Below are 17,469 nucleotides of genomic sequence, written 5' to 3'. Positions count from 1 at the left end.
CTAGCCTTTTGGTATGTTAGTGGATAGGTTTATTTTGTTCGATATCTTTATCGGCTTCTAAAGCCAAATTTTCAAGAGCTTTTTTAGGGGCTGTCACTTCACCTGTTTCAGGATCTACAAATTGTACTCGGTCTAAAGTACTTGTAATCTGACCTCGAATAAAGCTTAAATATACTTCATAGAGTTCTTTTTTTTCAGCTAATTCGTCGGCAGTTAACTCTTCACCAGCTTTCTTTTTAGCTGCTAACTCGTTAATTCGTTTTAATGTTTCATTAATATTGCTCATGGTACACCTCATTTCTAATATTATCTATTATATCATAGAATCGAATTTGCTCTATGTGGTATGATAATATATGTACGCATTTATCTTTCACAAGTGAGAAAGGAGAACACTATGCGTGTTACTAAAGCGATTAAGGCAGAGCAATTGAAATTACTAGAAGAACATTATTTCGATGCAAAACCGGCCTTAGAATATAATAATGATTTTGAATTGCTCGTTGCAGTTGTATTGTCTGCACAATGTACGGACGAACGAGTAAATATTGTGACAAAACGGTTGTTCCCAGAATTAAATACGCCAGAAGCGATGTTGTCGATTGGGGTAAAACGATTAGAAACACTTATTAAAGATTGTGGTCTCTATAAATCGAAAGCAAAAAATCTCATCGATACTTGTCAGATTTTGATTGAGAAATATAAAGGTGAACTGCCTCGCACTATTGATGAATTAATAGAGCTCCCTGGAGTAGGTCGCAAAACGGCAAATGTAGTGGTTTCTGTGTTGTGGGGCATTCCTGCAATAGCTGTAGATACACACGTATTTCGCGTGTCTAATCGATTAAAATTAGGCATTGCTAAAACGCCAGAAGAAATGGAGTTAAAATTACAAAAAGCTATTCCTAAAGAAGATTGGGCTGCTGCTCATCACTGGTTGATTTACCATGGGCGTCAACTATGTAAGGCTCGTAAGCCATTATGTGAAGAATGCTTTTTAAATCATATTTGTCCTTCAGCAGGAAAGGTTTAACCTATGAAATCTAATCATATTGAGTTAATAGAACTCTTTGGAAAACATCAATTAGAAGGTATCGATGTTGTGAATGAATTGATGCGTTTTAATGTATTAGATCAGCTTGTATCGTCTAATGCTAGCTCTCGGGAATGGGGGATAACACCAGAAGATTTATATGCTTTAGCAGAAACATCTACAGTAGAAGCTTTTGGCCCAGTCCCGTATGATGTAGACACATTCCGTCAACTCTATGGACCTTCTTTTAAAGTAGAACTCTTTGAATTTATCAGTGATACGGGCTATTTAGAAGGTATTAATAGTGGGGAAGAATGGTCAAATCCTGTTGAGCGTAGCATCGAGGCACACAGTAAGACTGGTGAACTCGTTCTATATGCGTATGTTGAAGAATATGCGTCTAAAATTGATGATATTTTACAGGCATATCCTGATAAAAAAGTAGTTCTTTATACTGATTCTGATGTGTGTTATAGCATGCTCACTCGCTTATACCCGATGGCTCAAATTATTAATCATTGGCCTCATCGCAGCTATTTTGATCATATCTTTGTAGGTACAACAGGTATGTTCCAATCTAGTGAAGATATTGTAGAAGAAGTCGCAAACGGTCTTCATAATCTCGTTCCAGAAGGTACGGCACAATTATTTTTACCAGCTACTATGGTGCAAAATCCAGTTGGACTAAATAATATGGCATTACAATTTTTCTTACACCAAAAACGAGTAGAATCTATTTATGAATGGGCACCGCTGGGAGTGTATGAAATTGTGTATGGCAAAGCAGATGTAAAAAAAATGCGCATTGGCATCCGAGAATTCGTTACTGGTGAATGGAAGGAGATTTCCTATATTCCGTTGCCACACGGCGTATTTACAGAATTGCCAGTATTTTCTGTTTTAAATTATGCGTTATCACTTCGTTCTATCTTTTTGCCAGGTCGCCAATTAGATCGTGCTCTTGGGCAAGATGGCATTTATTGTAAGGATAGCCGTCTGTCCCCAGCAGCGCGAGAAGAATTAGCCTCTACAGGGAATGCCTGTTTCTTGGCTATCGTTGGTCCTCAAGGGAATAAGTCGGTTGCTATTAGTGCGATAGAGCCAGTGAGCGGTGTATATTGGATGTTTCCAGACAAAGAGATTGCCTATATGTGGTATACCTATTTCTCTAGTACTATAGGATCTACTATAATAAATGAAATCTCTATGCTCGTAAAAGGGGAAGAAGCCTTTGGCTATATGTTAAGTTCTGTTCGTCGTCAAGTATTATCGGCAGAGGCGGAAGCACATTTAATTAATGAAGTGGATACGGCACAATCTAGTTTTGATGAAGCGATGCGTTCTGCACAAGAGGCGTGGACTGCGAATATTGATGATGCAGCTAAAGCCGTTATACCTCCTGCAGAATCAATTGATTTAGAAGATTATAGTGACTTTAAAAAATAATTGTCAATCACTATGATTTAGTTTAAAATAAATCGTATGCTTTAGATATACAATGTATAATTGACATCTAGTGTATGATACATATAAAGGCGAGAAAGGAGGGTTTACATGGCAGTTATTAATTTTGAAATTTTTAAAGTAATTGGTACTTTATCAGAAGATAAAGATGGTTGGAAAAAACAACTCACTTGTACAAGTTGGGGAAAATACAATCCAAAATTTGACCTTCGCGCTTGGGATAGCGAATATACAAGCATGAAAAAAGGCATTACCCTTTCTTTAGAAGAATTAATCGCATTGCGCGATATTTTAAATGAAAGCGATTTAGAAACTATATTAGCAGAATCCATTGAGGAAAAGAAGGCATCCAAAGAGTAGTGTCTTGCATTTGTCTATTCCTCATGCTATAATCTATGAGAATAATATTGATTGCTGAAAAGAGGTGTTTAGAATGAAACAAGGTATTCATCCAGACTATAAAGAAGCTACAGTTACTTGCGGTTGTGGCAACACATTCAAAACTGGCTCTGTAAAAGAAGATCTTCGTGTAGACGTTTGCTCCAATTGCCATCCGTTCTTCACAGGACAACAACGTGCGGCTCAAGCTCGTGGTCGTATTGAACAATTTAACAAACGTTACGGTAAATAATTTGTTAGTAGCGTAACAACTATTGGCAGGGCTTAAGGCTCTGCCTCTATTTGTTTATGAGAGGATTATGTGTGAATACGAAACGCATTAAAAAGTTCGTCGGCGGACAAGCTGTTATAGAAGGTGTCATGATGCGCGGGCCTATTTATACTGCTACGGCAGTGCGCGAACCAGAAGGTACCATTGTCGTACAACGTGGAGCAACGACGTCTATACAAGATAAATATCCTATATTAAAGAAACCATTTCTTCGAGGCTGTGTAGCTCTCTATGAATCTCTCGTCATCGGTATGAAGGCATTAACTTTTTCTGCCAAAGCAGCAGGCGAGGAAGAAGAGGAAATGTCGAATAGTGAAATTGCCATTACAATGGTACTTTCAACGATATTTGCGATTGCTGTATTTTTAGCCCTTCCTACATATGCTGTGAAATTTATCCCCGGCATAGAGAATAACCATGTTATACTTAATTTATTGGAAGGCGTTATTCGGTTAGCTCTATTTTTGCTCTATATTTGGGCCATTGGTCGCACAAAAGATATTCAACGAGTTTTTCAATATCATGGGGCAGAGCATAAAGCCATTCATGCTTATGAAAATAATCTACCTTTAACAGTAGAAAATGTGCGGGCTCAAACAAGGTTACATGCTCGTTGTGGCACTAATTTTCTCCTAGTCGTGATGGTAGTGAGTATATTTGTATTTGCCTTTTTAGGCTGGCCTAATGTGTGGGAACGCATTATATCTAGAGTTCTCCTTATGCCTGTGGTAGCAGGTATTGCTTATGAGTTTATTCGTCTTGCTGGGCGCAGTGAAAATGGCTTTGTGAAAGCTTTGGTTAAACCGGGGTTATTATTACAATATATGACGACCCGTGAACCAGAAGACGATCAAATCGAAGTGGCTATCCGTGCTTTAGAAGAAGTACGGCCTCCTGAAGAAGTAGCCTATGAAGATAGTACAGTGTAAATAAGATTGAGGTTTATCCATGTTAGTAAATAAACTGCAAGTTATAGAAGACAAATTTATGGATTTAGAGCAACGCATCAGTGACCCTGAAGTGATTGCTCGCCAACAAGAATGGCAAAAATTGACACGCCAACATTCCCAGCTGTCTGAAACAGTAGAAACCTTTAGAACATACAAAAAAGTGTTACAAGGGTTAGAGGAAGCGATGGAAGTCTTAGAAGATAAAACATTAGACGAAGAATTCCGCGCTATGGCACAAGAGGAATTAAAGGAATTAAAATTACAAAAAGAAGAATTAGAAGAGAAACTTCAAATTCTTTTATTGCCAAAAGATCCTAATGATGATAAAAATGTTATCATCGAAATTCGCGGCGGTGCTGGTGGTGATGAAGCAGCTTTGTTTGCAGGGGACTTATTCCGTATGTACACAAAATATGCGGAAGGCCAGGGGTGGCGTTGCGAAGTTATCGATGCTAATGAACCTGAATTGGGGGGGTTCAAAGAAGTTGTTTTCTCCATTGATGGAGTCAATGCCTATTCTAAAATGAAGTTTGAGTCTGGTGTACATCGCGTACAACGGGTTCCGACTACAGAAACACAAGGTCGCGTACATACGTCAACAGTAACGGTAGCTGTATTACCAGAGATGGAAGATGTAGACATTGAAATTAACGAAAAAGATTTAAAAATAGATACATATCGTGCTAGTGGTGCCGGTGGACAGCATATTAATAAAACGGAATCAGCTGTTCGCATTACTCATTTGCCAACAGGCATCGTAGTAGCTTGTCAAGATCAACGTTCTCAATTGCAAAACAGAGAAAAAGCTATGCGTGTATTGCGCGCTAAATTACAAGATGAAGCAGACCAAGCAGCTATTGCTAGTCAAGCAGCAGATCGAAAAAGCCAAGTTGGTACTGGTGACCGCAGTGAGCGCATTCGCACTTATAATTTCCCACAAGGTCGCGTTACAGACCATCGTATCAATTTAACATTATATAAATTGGATGCTATTTTAAATGGCGATTTAGAAGAAGTGATTCAAGCCTTGAATGCAGCCGACCAGGCGGCAAAAATGCAGGAGGCTAATGCGAATGTATAAGGAGATATGGACAATTGGTCGCATTCTCCAGTGGACGGAGCAGTACTTTCAAAACAAGGAGGTCGATACACCTCGCCTTGATGGGGAAGTACTGCTTTCTCACGTTTTGGGGAAAGAGCGTATTTATTTATATACTCATTATGATCAGCCTTTAGAACAAGAAGAATTAGATGCTTTCAGACCACTCGTTATCGAACGTGCTAAAGGGCATAGTGTGGCGAGTTTGACAGGGCAGAAAGACTTTATGGGACTTACTTTCACAGTGAATGATAAAGTGCTCATACCTAGACCAGATACGGAAACGCTAGTAGAATATATCCTCAGCCAATACGGTGGGAATGAAGAGATATCGATTCTCGATGTATGTACTGGGCCAGGAACAATCTTATTAAGTTTGCTCCATTATTTAAAAGGCGCTAACGGTGTGGGGCTAGATATTTCAGCTGATGCCCTTGATGTGGCGGCGACAAATCAAACGAAATTTAACTTAGGAGAACGGAGTGATTTTTATCAATCTGATATGTTTGATTACTTATCTAGTGGGAAGTATACCTTTGATGTAATCGTATCAAATCCCCCTTATATCCGTCTTAGTGATAAAAATATGCTTTCCGAAGATGTATTGAATGAACCTCATATTGCCCTTTTTGGTGGTCATGATGGACTCCATTTTTATCGCATCTTAGCCACACAATGCCATACCTATTTGAAAGTAGGTGGTCGCATCGCCTTTGAGGTGGGCTATGATCAAGGGGATGCGGTGAGTCAGCTATTAGAAGAGACGCAACAGTATAAGGATATTACGATTCTTCCTGATTTAGCTGGTATTGGACGGGTCGTTACAGCTGTGTATAAGGGGGCTTAAATGGAAACGAAAATTATCCGTAATCCTAGTGATGCTGATCTGAGCATTGTTGCAGAAGCTTTAAGAAATGGTGAATTAGTAGCTATTCCTACAGAAACTGTCTATGGATTAGGTGCTAATGGACTCGATGTAGAAGCGATGGATAAGATTTATGCTGCAAAAGGTCGTCCTTCTGATAATCCGCTCATTTTGCATGTTCCCTCTATTGAAAGTATTTGGCCTTTGGTGAAAGCCGTACCAGAAACGGCGATGAAATTGATGACTGTTTTTTGGCCTGGATCACTGACAATTACTTTAGAGAAATCCGATTTGGTGCCGTATCGTGCAACAGGTGGATTAGAACGAGTGGCTTTGCGCTGTCCTGATCACGAAGTGGGGCGCAGATTGTTAGAATTAGCTGGCGTTCCTATCGCTGCACCGAGTGCCAATATTTCGGGACGACCTAGTCCTACTACGGCAGAAGCAGTATTTCGCGATATGAATGGACGCATTCCTTATATTGTTGATGCAGGGCCTTCTAACGTTGGTGTTGAATCTACTGTAGTAGAAGTACATGACGATGCAGTTATTATTTTGCGTCCCGGTAGCATTACTAAAGAAATGCTTGAAACCGTTGTATCAACAGTTACCTATGATAAGGCATTAAGTACTGATGCAAAACCGAAAGCGCCAGGTATGAAATATAAACATTATGCTCCTGATGCACCGATGAAGACGTTTGTAGGATCACCTAAGGATATGGCCCTAGCTATCATGGATTATGTAAGATCCGGTGATATGGATCAGGGTGGAAAAATAGGTTTTTTATTAAGTTACGAAGTACAAGAAGAACTAGGCCGATTAGGCTATCCTTTAGATAAGCAGAGTGTACATATCTTTGGACATCATGGAGATGGTCTATCGTTAGCTCATGACTTTTATAGAAGTTTGATTGCCTTTAATGAAGATAAGGTCCATTATATTATTGCTGAAGGCGTCCCTTTAGAAGGCATTGGCGTAGCTGTTATGAATCGCATGGAAAAAGCGACTAATGGGGATATTGTTTATTTATAAATTAGTATGAGTTCTACCTATATAGCATAGAATACTATCTTTACATATAGGGAGAATTGTTATAATGTATAATTAGCCATTCTATTATGGCAGTAAGGATATGATTATGAATATTTTATTTGTATGCACTGGTAATACTTGCCGTAGTCCTATGGCGGAAGGTATTACGCAGGCTTTAGCTAAAGACATGGGACTAGATATTAAGGTCCAATCAGCTGGTCTCTTTGCAGCCTACGGAGCAAAAGCAACAGAAGCAGCTATCCTAGCTGTTCAGTCTATAGCCGATATTTCTAATCATGAATCGCAGCCTTTGTCTATGAAATTAGTCAATGAAGCTGATATAGTGATTGGCATGACTGAGGATCACAAATCTGTATTACTTCGTCAGTTTCCCTTTGAAGAAGCGAAAATTAAAACCCTTTCCCAATGGGGCGGTGGCAACGGTGATGTAGTTGATCCTTTTGGTGGGACTCAAGAAGTCTATAATGCCTGTGCACAACAAATCTATGATTTGGTAAAAAATGGTTTACAATCTATCAAAGAATAGGAGATACACAAATGAAAGTAGCGATTGGATGCGATCATGGTGGCTTACATTTAAAAGAAGAGATTAAAGCATTACTCTTAACATTAGGCCATGAAGTAGAAGATTTTGGTACTTATAGTACAGAATCTTGTGATTATCCTGATATTGCTGTACCTGTTTCTCGTGCTGTCGTCGATGGACAAGCAGAGCGAGGCATTTTGATTTGCGGTACTGGCATTGGTATTGGGATAGCAGCTAATAAAATTGATGGTATTCGAGCTGCTTTGTGCCATGATACGTTTTCTGCTCATGCAAGCCGTGAACATAACGATGCCAATGTGTTGACCTTAGGTGAGCGCGTTATTGGCGTAGGCTTAGCAAAAGATATCGTTACGATTTGGATGGCTACTGAATTTGAAGGTGGTCGTCATGAGCGTCGAGTAGAAAAAATTATGACTTTAGAAAAATAATCGTTAACACATTGCAATGAGCAATATGTATATATAGGTACTAGAATAAGGAGGATTCCTATGAGTTTCTTAGCAAAACAAGATCCAAATGTACAAGCTGTTATCAATCAAGAATTAATGCGTCAACGCGATAAATTGGAAATGATTGCTTCTGAAAATATCGTTTCTGAAGCAGTAATGGAAGCTCAAGGTAGTGTATTGACTAATAAATACGCTGAAGGTTATCCTGGCAAACGTTATTATGGCGGTTGCGAACATGTAGACGTTATCGAAACGCTTGCTATTGAGCGAGCAAAACGCTTATTCGGCGCTGAACATGCTAATGTACAACCACACTCTGGTTCTCAAGCTAACTTTGGTGTTTATTTTGCTTTATTACAACCAGGCGATACTATTGTGGGAATGAATTTATCCCATGGTGGACATTTGACTCATGGTTCTCCTGTCAATGTATCTGGCACATACTTTAATGTTGTACCGTATGGTGTTAATGCAGAAACACAACAAATCGATTACGATGAGTTCCGGAATATTGTATTAGAGGCAAAACCTAAATTGATCATTGCTGGTGGTAGTGCATATAGCCGTCATATCGATTTTGCAAAAATGGCTGAAGTAGCTCGCGAAGTAGATGCTATTTTCATGGTTGATATGGCTCACTTTGCAGGCCTTGTAGCAGCTGGTTTACATCCAAATCCAGTAGAACATGCTGATATTGTAACTACAACAACACATAAAACATTGCGCGGTCCTCGTGGTGGGTTGATTTTGTGCAAAGAAAAATATGCTAAAGCTATTGATAAAGCGATTTTCCCTGGTATCCAAGGTGGTCCATTGATGCATGTTATCGCTGCTAAAGCAGTAGCTTTCGGTGAAGCATTGCAACCGGAATTCAAAGTCTATGCTGAGCAAGTTATTAAAAATGCTAAAGTATTGGCTGAAGAATTACAAAATAAAGGCTTAACTATCGTATCTGGCGGTACTGATACACATGTTATGCTTGTGGATGTACGTAGTACTGGCTTAACTGGTAAAGTAGCAGAAGCGTTGCTTGATGAAATTGGTATTACAGCTAACAAAAATACAATTCCATTCGATCCAGAAAGTCCATTTGTAACGAGTGGTATTCGCTTAGGTACGCCAGCGTTGACTACGCGCGGTCTTGTAGAAGAAGATATGAAAGAAATTGCAGATATTATTGCTGCTGTTCTGAATAACCCAGAAGATAAAGAGGTACATGCAGATGCAATGAAACGAGTTACTGCATTGTGCGAAAAATATCCATTGTACCCCAATTTATAATCTATGTTAGGGTAGAGTAATAAGTGATATAGAAAGATTATTTTATAAAGAGCATCTCTTAATACGTATAGGGGGTATAGTGATGAATGTTAATGTAATGACACATCCGTTAATTCAACATAAAGTAACTTTGATGCGCGATGTAAATACTGGGTCTAAAGATTTCCGACAACTATTAGATGAAATTACGATGTTAATGGGCTATGAAATTACACGTACGCTCCCATTGGAAGATGTAGAAGTAGAAACGCCGCTTGTTAAAATGACTGGAAAACAAATTGCAGGCAAAAAATTAGGCATTATTCCTATTTTGCGAGCTGGTCTTGGCATGGTAAATGGTATGCTTAGCTTGATTCCAACAGCTAAAGTAGGACATGTAGGGATGTATCGTGATCCAGAAACATTGCAACCTGTAGAATATTACAGTAAATTACCTAGTGATATTGAAGAACGCGATTTTATCGTTACTGATCCGATGCTTGCTACTGGTGGTAGTGCATCTGCAGCTATTACGTTGCTAAAAGAGAAAGGTGCTAAACATATTAAATTGATGTGTTTAGTAGCTGCTCCAGAAGGGGTAGAAGTAGTCAATCGAGATCATCCTGATGTACCTATTTATGTGGCTGCACTGGATGAAAAATTAAATGATCATGGCTATATCTTGCCTGGCTTAGGCGATGCAGGGGATCGCATTTTCGGTACTAAATAAGGGCGTTCTTGCATTGATTTGATAGAATGAAGGCTATTTGAAAAGGATAGATTAATAATAAAGATAGTCATATGATTATGTATGTACATAGTCGATATGTAATAGGATTTCACATATGTGAAATCCTATTTTTTTGATTCTAGAGTTCTTTTGAAGCGCTAAATAAAATAACTTGAATAAATTTCAACTACAGTATAAAATATAAATAGAAATTGTTTTTTTATTTTAGGTGGGGTGAAAAATGACCACCTGGGATAAAATATCCTCATTGAGGGATGGAGGAGCCCTATGAATGAGTTGTTAATGATCTATGAGCGTATAGCACCTGAATTGATGACTATCATGAAGGAGCGCTATAAATTAATGAACTTATTGGCTTATGAAGCTCCTTTAGGTCGCAGAAGTTTGGCAATAGCTACTGATTTATCAGAAGGAACTGTACGTAACCATATTGATGTATTGCGTAAAAATGGTTTGATTGAAATTTCAAAGCCTGGCATCGTATTAACTGAAGAAGGGCAGGAATTAGTACCAAAGTTACGGAATACTTTATATGAGCTAGAAAAATTTGGCGATTTAGAAGTGCATCTGCAACAAGCATTAGGCGTTGATCGTGTTATCATTACCCCTACAGAAGGGGCTTTAATGTTAAAGAAAATAGGCTTTACTGCTGCTAAAGTGGTACAGCAAGTGGTGAAACCCGATTCTATTGTGGCTGTCAGTGGCGGTAGTACGATGGCGGCAATGGCAGAAGAAATGCCACATAGTGTGTTGAGACCAACTGTAGTACCTGCTCGTGGGGGTGTTGGTGAAGTGGTAGCTTATCAAGCTAATGTAATTGCTTCTGTATTGGCGGAACGATGGCAAGGTCATTATAAAATGCTTCATTTGCCAGATGGATTATCTAAAGATTCCCTGCATATGCTAGTTACATTGGAGCCTCAAATTAAGGAAATTAGTGAACTCATACATAGTACAGATGTATTAGTGTTTGGTATTGGGCAAGCTCTTCATATGGCAGATGTGAGACATTTGCCGGAATCAACACGACATATGTTAGTTGATGGCGGAGCTGTCGGCGAAGCATTAGGACAGTATTGCTCTATAGATGGTTCCGTCGTATATGCGACGAACAATATAGGGCTTTCATTAGGGGACATTCAACATATACCACATGTCATTGCTGTAGCAGGAGGCTATGAAAAAGCAGAAGCCATTATTAGTATCATGAGAGCTTGTAAAAAGGCTACATTGATTATTGATGAACAAGCAGCGGAAGGGATGAAGGATGTGTTGAATTTATCTCATTTATAATTGTTTTATTAGTTTGTTTATATACTATTTCATCTATTAGGAGGGTCTAACGATGGCAGTAAAAGTAGGTATTAATGGTTTTGGTCGTATTGGTAAATGTGTAGTTCGTGCAGCAATTAATAATCCTGATATTGAAGTCGTAGCTATCAATGCTACTGGGGATAATGAAGGTACTGCATTATTGTTAAAATACGACTCTGTTCACGGCACAATTCCTAACGAAGTGGTAGCAGAAGAAAATCATATCGTTGTAGATGGTAAAAAGATTCGCGTATTCCATGACCGTGATGCAGCTAATTTGCCTTGGTCTGAAGAAGGCGTTGAAATCGTTATTGAATGTACTGGTAAATACCGCGATGCAGAAGAAGCTAAAGTACATTTAAATCAACCAACTGTAAAAAAAGTATTGATTTCTGCACCTGGTAAAAATGAAGATTTAACTATGGTTATGGGCGTAAACCAAGATATGTACGATCCAGCTAAACACCATATTATTTCCAATGCATCTTGTACAACAAACTGTTTAGCACCATTTGCTAAAGTATTGAGCGATGAATTTGGTATCAAACGAGGCATGATGACAACTATCCATTCCTATACAAATGACCAAAAAATCTTAGATGCTCGTCATAAAGATCCTCGTCGTGCACGTGCTGCTGCTATGTCTATCATTCCTACTACAACAGGAGCAGCTAAAGCAGTAGCTAAAGTATTACCTCAATTACAAGGTAAATTAGATGGCTTTGCGTTGCGCGTTCCTACTCCAGATGTATCTGCTACGGATTTTGTTTGCGAATTAGAAAAACCAGCTACAAAAGAAGAAATCAATGATGCATTCCGAAAAGCAGCTGATGGCGAATTAAAAGGTATTCTTGGCGTATCTGATGTGCCATTAGTATCCTGCGATTTCAGCTCTGATTCCCGTAGCTCTATTGTTGATGCTGATTTGACTATGGTTATGGATGGTAACATGGTGAAAGTAGTAGCTTGGTACGATAATGAGTGGGGCTATTCTGAACGCCTTATCGACATGGCTATTTTCGTAGCTAATAAAGGCTTATAAGGAGAGAACCTTTATGAAACAAACCATTTTAGATATGAACGTAGATCATAAACGCGTATTTGTCCGTGTTGACTTCAATGTGCCTATGAAAGACGGTATCATCACTGATGACACTCGTATTCGCGGAGCTTTAGAAACGATTAAATACTTGGTAGATCACAATGCTAAAGTCATTCTTGCGTCTCACTTTGGTCGTCCTAAAGGGGAGCGTAAAGCAGATATGACATTAGCACCTTGTGCAGCACATTTATCTAAACTATTAAACAAAGAAGTAGCCTTTGTAGATGACTGTGTAGGAGATCAAGTGAAAAAGGCTGTAGAAACGATGAATGAAGGCGATATTATTATGCTTGAAAACCTTCGTTTCCACAGTGGAGAAGAAAAAAATGCTCCTCAATTTGCAAAAGAATTAGGAAGTTTAGCAGATATTGCTATTAACGATGCATTTGGCGTATCTCATCGAAATGCTGCTTCTGTAGTGGGCATTGCAGACTATATTCCAATGGGAGCAGGTTTCTTGATGAAAAAAGAAATTGAAGCACTCAGTACAGCTGTAAATAGTCCAGAAAAACCAGTAGCTGCTATTATTGGAGGCGCTAAAGTAACAGATAAAATTTCTGTTATTTCCAATTTGTTGCCTAAAGTAAATGTTATGATCATTGGCGGCGGTATGGCCAATGCTTTTATCAAAGCGCAAGGTTGTAATATTGGAAGCTCTTTATTTGAAGCAGGTCAAGAACAAATCGCTACCGATCTTGTTATGGAAGCACGCGTAGCAGGTACTCGTTTGTTGACACCTATCGATGTTGTCGTAGCCGATGCTTTCAGCAATGAAGCAAATACAAAAATCGTAGATGTAGAACATATTGAAGATGGATGGATGGTTCTCGATATTGGTCCTAAAACGAGAGAGCTTTATACAGATGCGTTAAAAATGATGAAAACAATCATTTGGAATGGGCCTATGGGTGTTTTCGAAATGGAAGCCTTTGCAGCGGGTACTAATGCCGTAGCGGAAGCTGTTGCTAACGCAGATGCTATGACAATTGTAGGCGGTGGAGATTCTGTAGCAGCTATTGAAAAAAGTGGATTAGCCCATAAAATTAGCCATATTTCCACTGGCGGTGGCGCTTCTTTAGAATTATTAGAAGGTAAAATATTACCTGGTATTGCGGCCTTAACAGAGGTTTAATATGAGACGCCAAATTATTGCAGGTAACTGGAAAATGAATGGAACCATTGCATCTGGATCTATTTTAATTGAAGGCATCAATGGTACTTTGAAAGAAGACGAACTGTCGGTAGATGTCGTAGTATGTCCTCCTTTTACGGCTCTTGAACGAGCTGTTACGATGACTCGCAATACGTCTATTGTAGTGGGTGCTCAAACTATGGACTACCACGATGCTGGTGCCTACACTGGTGAAATTTCACCGCTCATGCTCACTGAATTGGGTGTGCGTTACGTTATTTTAGGTCATTCTGAACGTCGCGATTATTATGGCGAAACAGATGCAACAGTGAATGAGAAAATAAAGAGAGCTTTTCATCACAATTTGCAGCCTATCGTATGCGTTGGTGAAAGCTTGGCGCAACGAGAATCAAATGAAACGATGACTTTCATTGAATCTCAATTACAGGGTGCCTTACAACATATCCCTAAAGAGCAAGTACAACAATTAATTGTTGCTTATGAACCAATTTGGGCTATTGGTACGGGCAAGACAGCCACTGCAGAACAGGCAGAAGAAGTGTGTGCTGGTATCCGCCAATATATTAGTAAGCTTTATGATAAGGCAACAGCTGCTGATGTACGCATTCAATATGGCGGTAGTGTAAAAGCAGAGAATGCCTATGAAATTTTGAGTCAACCTAATATTGATGGTGCCCTTGTAGGCGGCGCCTCTCTAGTGGCTGATGATTTTACAAGTATTATTATGAGTGCTCAACAAGTAGCAACAGATATGTTGCATTCCAATTAATATAAGACATGAGGTAAAAATGGCAAAATTACAAGCTCCAGTCATGTTGGTTGTATTAGATGGATTCGCATTAGGTGATATGTCGGATCCTACAAATGCTGTTGTACAAGCAAAGCCGAAAACATTTGATTATTTATGGGAAGAATATCCTCATACGATGCTAGAAGCCTCTGGTCTTGCCGTAGGTTTGCCAGAAGGGCAAATGGGGAATTCCGAAGTAGGTCATTTAAATCTTGGTTCTGGACGCATCGTTTATCAAGACTTGACGCGTATTACAAAAGATATTGAAGAAACTAGCTTTTACAAAAAGCCAGTTATAGAAGAATTATATGCCAGAGGTAAAGAGAGTCGATTACAAATTATTGGGCTTGTATCAGACGGTAATGTACATTGTTCATTAGATCATATAATTGCAGTTATACAAGGTGCCAAAGACTCTGGCATTACAGAAGTATATGTTCATGCTTTATTAGATGGTCGCGATGTGCCACCGAGAAGTGCAGAAACATATATTAAAGAATTAGAAGCCGCTATGACGAATATTGGTTGTGGTAAGATCGCCACTATTAGTGGCCGATATTACGGTATGGACAGGGATAATCGATGGGATCGCGTAAAATTAGCTTATAATGCAATAGTTCGAGGTGAAGGTCCTACAGCAGATACCGCTATTGCGGCCATTCAGTCATCCTATGCTAATGATATTAGTGATGAATTTGTAGTGCCTACTGTGATTGATCGTAACGGCTGTATTGTGGATGGTGATGCAGTTCTATTCTGTAATTTCCGACCTGACCGAGGTCGAGAATTAACGAAAGCATTAGTAGCTCCTGCATTTGATGGTTTTCAACGAGAACCATTATATATTTACATGGCTACGATGACAAAATATGAAGACGGTTTACCTGTTCATATTGTGTATGAAAAAGAAACGTTAGCCTCCACATTAGGGGAGATAATCAGTAACCATGGATATAAACAATTGCGCATTGCAGAAACAGAAAAATATGCTCATGTAACATATTTCTTTAACGGTGGTATTGAAACGCCATTTGACGGGGAAGATCGTATTCTTGTGCCATCACCATCGGTAGCGACTTATGATTTGCAACCAGAAATGAGCGCTTATGAAGTGACTGATAAAGTGGTAGAAGCCATTCAAAGTAAAGCGTATGACTTTATTATTTTAAACTATGCTAACCCAGATATGGTGGGGCATACGGGTAATTTTGAAGCTGCTGTAAAAGCGGTACGAGCCGTAGATAGTAATTTACAACGTGTTGTAGATGCTATGAAAGCTGTAGGTGGTCATCTGTTGGTGACTGCAGACCATGGTAATGCAGAAATGATGGTCAATCCTAATACAGGAAAACCACATACAGCACATACCACAAATTTAGTACCATGTATATTAGTGAGCGATGCTTTCAAAGAGAATGGGGCTTTAACAAGTGGTAAATTATGTGATATTGGGCCTACAATGTTGGCCCTTGCACAAATAGAACAACCTTCTGAAATGACAGGTACAAGCTTATTAAAAGAATAATTAATTGATGAGGTGTAATTATGGCGGTAATTGAACAAGTTGTAGCTCGCGAAATTTTAGACTCCCGTGGGAATCCTACCATCGAAGTAGAAGTATGTTTAGAAGATGGTACTATTGCTACGGCAGCCGTTCCTTCTGGCGCCTCTACAGGCATGTTTGAAGCTGTAGAGTTACGTGATGGCGATACAAACAGATATAATGGAAAAGGCGTATTGCAAGCTGTTGATAACGTAAATGCCAAAATCGGTCCTGCTATTATTGGTTACGATGCTACGGAACAAGTAGCTATCGATAACTTAATGTTGAAATTAGATGGGACGGACAATAAATCTAATTTAGGGGCTAATGCTATTTTAGGCGTATCTATGGCGGTAGCAAGAGCAGCAGCAGAATCCTTAGACTTACCTTTATTCTTATATTTAGGAGGCTTTAATGCTAAGGAATTGCCAGTGCCAATGATGAATATCTTAAATGGCGGTGCCCATGCAGATAATAACGTAGATTTACAAGAATTTATGATTATGCCTGTTGGGGCAGAAAACTTTAGCGAAGCTTTACGTAGCTGTGCTGAAGTATACCAAACATTAAAATCTGTATTACAATCTAAAGGCCTTAGTACTGCCGTAGGTGATGAAGGCGGTTTCGCACCAAATTTAGCTTCTAATGAAGAAGCTTTAGAAGTCATTGCAGAAGCTATTACAAAAGCCGGTTATCAATTAGGTACAGATTTTAAATTGGCCTTAGACGTAGCGTCTAGTGAAATCTATAAAGATGGTAAATACCATTTAGAAGGAGAAGACAAAGTATTAACTGCGTCTGAAATGGTTGATTTCTATGAGTACTTAGTGGGCAAATATCCTATCGTATCTATCGAAGACGGATTAGCTGAAGAAGATTGGGATGGTTGGAAACTTCTTACTGATCGTTTAGGCAACAAAGTACAATTAGTAGGAGACGATTTGTTCGTTACTAATACGAAACGCTTAGAAAAAGGTATTGAACTAGGTGTAGGTAACTCCATCCTTGTAAAAGTAAATCAAATTGGTACTTTAACAGAAGCTTTTGATGCTATGGAACGGGCTAAACGAGCTGGTTATACTTGCGTCGTATCCCATCGCTCAGGAGAAACGGAAGATACATTCATTGCTGATATTGCAGTGGCTGTTAATGCTGGTCAAATCAAAACTGGTGCTCCTGCCCGTTCTGAACGTGTAGCTAAATATAATCAATTACTTCGCATTGAAGAAATGTTGTACGAAACTGCTCAATATAAAGGTGATGCAGTATTCTATAACTTAAAAGAAAAATAATAGTGTCTATTAATCCCTCATTGTTATATATGGTGTATAACGATGAGGGATTTTTTAGGCTCTCTGTCAAATGTTGGGGTGCTTATCCCTAATCATTTGTTTGGCACCAATCACTTATGTGGTTGGTGCCA

General features: G+C 39.0%; 19 protein-coding genes. 18 read left to right on the top strand and 1 reads right to left on the bottom strand.

Translation table 11 applies throughout. The features are described from left to right. Positions 1–16 precede the first annotated feature (16 nt). Positions 17–286 carry a DUF896 domain-containing protein gene (locus tag NFR29_RS07200; RefSeq protein WP_251424971.1) on the bottom strand — a complete coding sequence of 90 codons (270 nt, stop codon included), beginning with the start codon at positions 284–286 and terminating at the stop codon, positions 17–19. A gap of 111 nt (positions 287–397) precedes the next feature. On the opposite strand from NFR29_RS07200, the gene nth reads away from it, so the two are divergent. From nth to eno, 18 genes are all read left to right on the top strand, one after another. Continuing rightward, a complete protein-coding gene (nth, locus tag NFR29_RS07195) occupies positions 398–1,033 on the top strand; it encodes an endonuclease III (RefSeq protein WP_251424969.1) in 636 nt (211 codons plus the stop codon). 3 nt (positions 1,034–1,036) lie between these two features. After that, positions 1,037–2,479 carry a hypothetical protein gene (locus NFR29_RS07190; RefSeq protein ID WP_251424968.1) on the top strand — a complete coding sequence of 481 codons (1,443 nt, stop codon included), beginning with the start codon at positions 1,037–1,039 and terminating at the stop codon, positions 2,477–2,479. 108 nt (positions 2,480–2,587) lie between these two features. Further along, positions 2,588–2,857: a YdbC family protein gene (locus tag NFR29_RS07185; RefSeq protein ID WP_251424966.1), complete on the top strand. Its 270-nt coding sequence runs from the start codon at positions 2,588–2,590 to the stop codon at positions 2,855–2,857. A gap of 73 nt (positions 2,858–2,930) precedes the next feature. Next, positions 2,931–3,128: a 50S ribosomal protein L31 gene (gene rpmE / locus NFR29_RS07180; protein WP_251424964.1), complete on the top strand. Its 198-nt coding sequence runs from the start codon at positions 2,931–2,933 to the stop codon at positions 3,126–3,128. Positions 3,129–3,184: 56 nt separating this feature from the next. Beyond that, a complete protein-coding gene (locus tag NFR29_RS07175) occupies positions 3,185–4,096 on the top strand; it encodes a DUF1385 domain-containing protein (protein ID WP_251424962.1) in 912 nt (303 codons plus the stop codon). Positions 4,097–4,115: 19 nt separating this feature from the next. Further along, positions 4,116–5,198: a peptide chain release factor 1 gene (prfA, locus tag NFR29_RS07170; RefSeq protein ID WP_251424960.1), complete on the top strand. Its 1,083-nt coding sequence runs from the start codon at positions 4,116–4,118 to the stop codon at positions 5,196–5,198. Further along, entirely contained in the window at positions 5,191–6,063 is an 873-nt protein-coding gene (gene prmC / locus NFR29_RS07165) for a peptide chain release factor N(5)-glutamine methyltransferase (protein WP_251424958.1), read from the top strand. The genes prfA and prmC overlap by 8 nt, the downstream gene beginning before the upstream one ends. After that, the gene (locus NFR29_RS07160; protein ID WP_251424956.1) at positions 6,064–7,116 is read left to right on the top strand and encodes an L-threonylcarbamoyladenylate synthase; all 1,053 of its coding nucleotides are present in this window, start codon (positions 6,064–6,066) and stop codon (positions 7,114–7,116) included. Between the two features lie 106 nt (positions 7,117–7,222). Continuing rightward, positions 7,223–7,663 carry a low molecular weight protein arginine phosphatase gene (locus NFR29_RS07155; RefSeq protein ID WP_251424954.1) on the top strand — a complete coding sequence of 147 codons (441 nt, stop codon included), beginning with the start codon at positions 7,223–7,225 and terminating at the stop codon, positions 7,661–7,663. A gap of 11 nt (positions 7,664–7,674) precedes the next feature. Beyond that, complete coding sequence (rpiB, locus tag NFR29_RS07150; protein WP_251424952.1) at positions 7,675–8,112, top strand: ribose 5-phosphate isomerase B; 438 nt, start codon at positions 7,675–7,677, stop codon at positions 8,110–8,112. Between the two features lie 60 nt (positions 8,113–8,172). Continuing rightward, positions 8,173–9,414: a serine hydroxymethyltransferase gene (locus NFR29_RS07145; RefSeq protein WP_251424950.1), complete on the top strand. Its 1,242-nt coding sequence runs from the start codon at positions 8,173–8,175 to the stop codon at positions 9,412–9,414. A gap of 82 nt (positions 9,415–9,496) precedes the next feature. Then, complete coding sequence (gene upp, locus NFR29_RS07140; protein WP_251424948.1) at positions 9,497–10,123, top strand: uracil phosphoribosyltransferase; 627 nt, start codon at positions 9,497–9,499, stop codon at positions 10,121–10,123. Positions 10,124–10,411: 288 nt separating this feature from the next. Further along, a complete protein-coding gene (locus NFR29_RS07135; protein WP_251424947.1) occupies positions 10,412–11,437 on the top strand; it encodes a sugar-binding transcriptional regulator in 1,026 nt (341 codons plus the stop codon). A 52-nt stretch (positions 11,438–11,489) separates the two neighbouring features. Then, a complete protein-coding gene (gene gap / locus NFR29_RS07130) occupies positions 11,490–12,500 on the top strand; it encodes a type I glyceraldehyde-3-phosphate dehydrogenase (RefSeq protein WP_251424945.1) in 1,011 nt (336 codons plus the stop codon). A 13-nt stretch (positions 12,501–12,513) separates the two neighbouring features. Beyond that, positions 12,514–13,692 (top strand): phosphoglycerate kinase, encoded by a 1,179-nt coding sequence (locus NFR29_RS07125; protein WP_251424944.1) that lies wholly within the window; start codon positions 12,514–12,516, stop codon positions 13,690–13,692. 1 nt (position 13,693) lies between these two features. Beyond that, a complete protein-coding gene (gene tpiA / locus NFR29_RS07120) occupies positions 13,694–14,482 on the top strand; it encodes a triose-phosphate isomerase (RefSeq protein WP_251424942.1) in 789 nt (262 codons plus the stop codon). Between the two features lie 19 nt (positions 14,483–14,501). After that, the gene (gene gpmI, locus NFR29_RS07115; protein WP_251424940.1) at positions 14,502–16,028 is read left to right on the top strand and encodes a 2,3-bisphosphoglycerate-independent phosphoglycerate mutase; all 1,527 of its coding nucleotides are present in this window, start codon (positions 14,502–14,504) and stop codon (positions 16,026–16,028) included. A gap of 20 nt (positions 16,029–16,048) precedes the next feature. Further along, entirely contained in the window at positions 16,049–17,338 is a 1,290-nt protein-coding gene (gene eno, locus NFR29_RS07110) for a phosphopyruvate hydratase (RefSeq protein ID WP_251424938.1), read from the top strand. Positions 17,339–17,469: the final 131 nt, after the last annotated feature.

The sequence above is a fragment of the Veillonella agrestimuris genome (assembly GCF_943193065.1).
Classification (GTDB): domain Bacteria; phylum Bacillota; class Negativicutes; order Veillonellales; family Veillonellaceae; genus Veillonella; species Veillonella agrestimuris.
This window is presented reverse-complemented; position numbering and strand designations above follow the sequence as displayed.

Excerpts from the sequence above, each read along its gene's own strand:
- NFR29_RS07200 (WP_251424971.1), bottom strand. The coding sequence starts at position 286 with ATGAGCAATATTAATGAAACATTAAAACGAATTAACGAGTTAGCAGCT.
- nth (WP_251424969.1), top strand. The coding sequence starts at position 398 with ATGCGTGTTACTAAAGCGATTAAGGCAGAGCAATTGAAATTACTAGAA.
- NFR29_RS07190 (WP_251424968.1), top strand. The coding sequence starts at position 1,037 with ATGAAATCTAATCATATTGAGTTAATAGAACTCTTTGGAAAACATCAA.
- NFR29_RS07185 (WP_251424966.1), top strand. The coding sequence starts at position 2,588 with ATGGCAGTTATTAATTTTGAAATTTTTAAAGTAATTGGTACTTTATCA.
- rpmE (WP_251424964.1), top strand. The coding sequence starts at position 2,931 with ATGAAACAAGGTATTCATCCAGACTATAAAGAAGCTACAGTTACTTGC.
- NFR29_RS07175 (WP_251424962.1), top strand. The coding sequence starts at position 3,185 with ATGAGAGGATTATGTGTGAATACGAAACGCATTAAAAAGTTCGTCGGC.
- prfA (WP_251424960.1), top strand. The coding sequence starts at position 4,116 with ATGTTAGTAAATAAACTGCAAGTTATAGAAGACAAATTTATGGATTTA.
- prmC (WP_251424958.1), top strand. The coding sequence starts at position 5,191 with ATGTATAAGGAGATATGGACAATTGGTCGCATTCTCCAGTGGACGGAG.
- NFR29_RS07160 (WP_251424956.1), top strand. The coding sequence starts at position 6,064 with ATGGAAACGAAAATTATCCGTAATCCTAGTGATGCTGATCTGAGCATT.
- NFR29_RS07155 (WP_251424954.1), top strand. The coding sequence starts at position 7,223 with ATGAATATTTTATTTGTATGCACTGGTAATACTTGCCGTAGTCCTATG.
- rpiB (WP_251424952.1), top strand. The coding sequence starts at position 7,675 with ATGAAAGTAGCGATTGGATGCGATCATGGTGGCTTACATTTAAAAGAA.
- NFR29_RS07145 (WP_251424950.1), top strand. The coding sequence starts at position 8,173 with ATGAGTTTCTTAGCAAAACAAGATCCAAATGTACAAGCTGTTATCAAT.
- upp (WP_251424948.1), top strand. The coding sequence starts at position 9,497 with ATGAATGTTAATGTAATGACACATCCGTTAATTCAACATAAAGTAACT.
- NFR29_RS07135 (WP_251424947.1), top strand. The coding sequence starts at position 10,412 with ATGAATGAGTTGTTAATGATCTATGAGCGTATAGCACCTGAATTGATG.
- gap (WP_251424945.1), top strand. The coding sequence starts at position 11,490 with ATGGCAGTAAAAGTAGGTATTAATGGTTTTGGTCGTATTGGTAAATGT.
- NFR29_RS07125 (WP_251424944.1), top strand. The coding sequence starts at position 12,514 with ATGAAACAAACCATTTTAGATATGAACGTAGATCATAAACGCGTATTT.
- tpiA (WP_251424942.1), top strand. The coding sequence starts at position 13,694 with ATGAGACGCCAAATTATTGCAGGTAACTGGAAAATGAATGGAACCATT.
- gpmI (WP_251424940.1), top strand. The coding sequence starts at position 14,502 with ATGGCAAAATTACAAGCTCCAGTCATGTTGGTTGTATTAGATGGATTC.
- eno (WP_251424938.1), top strand. The coding sequence starts at position 16,049 with ATGGCGGTAATTGAACAAGTTGTAGCTCGCGAAATTTTAGACTCCCGT.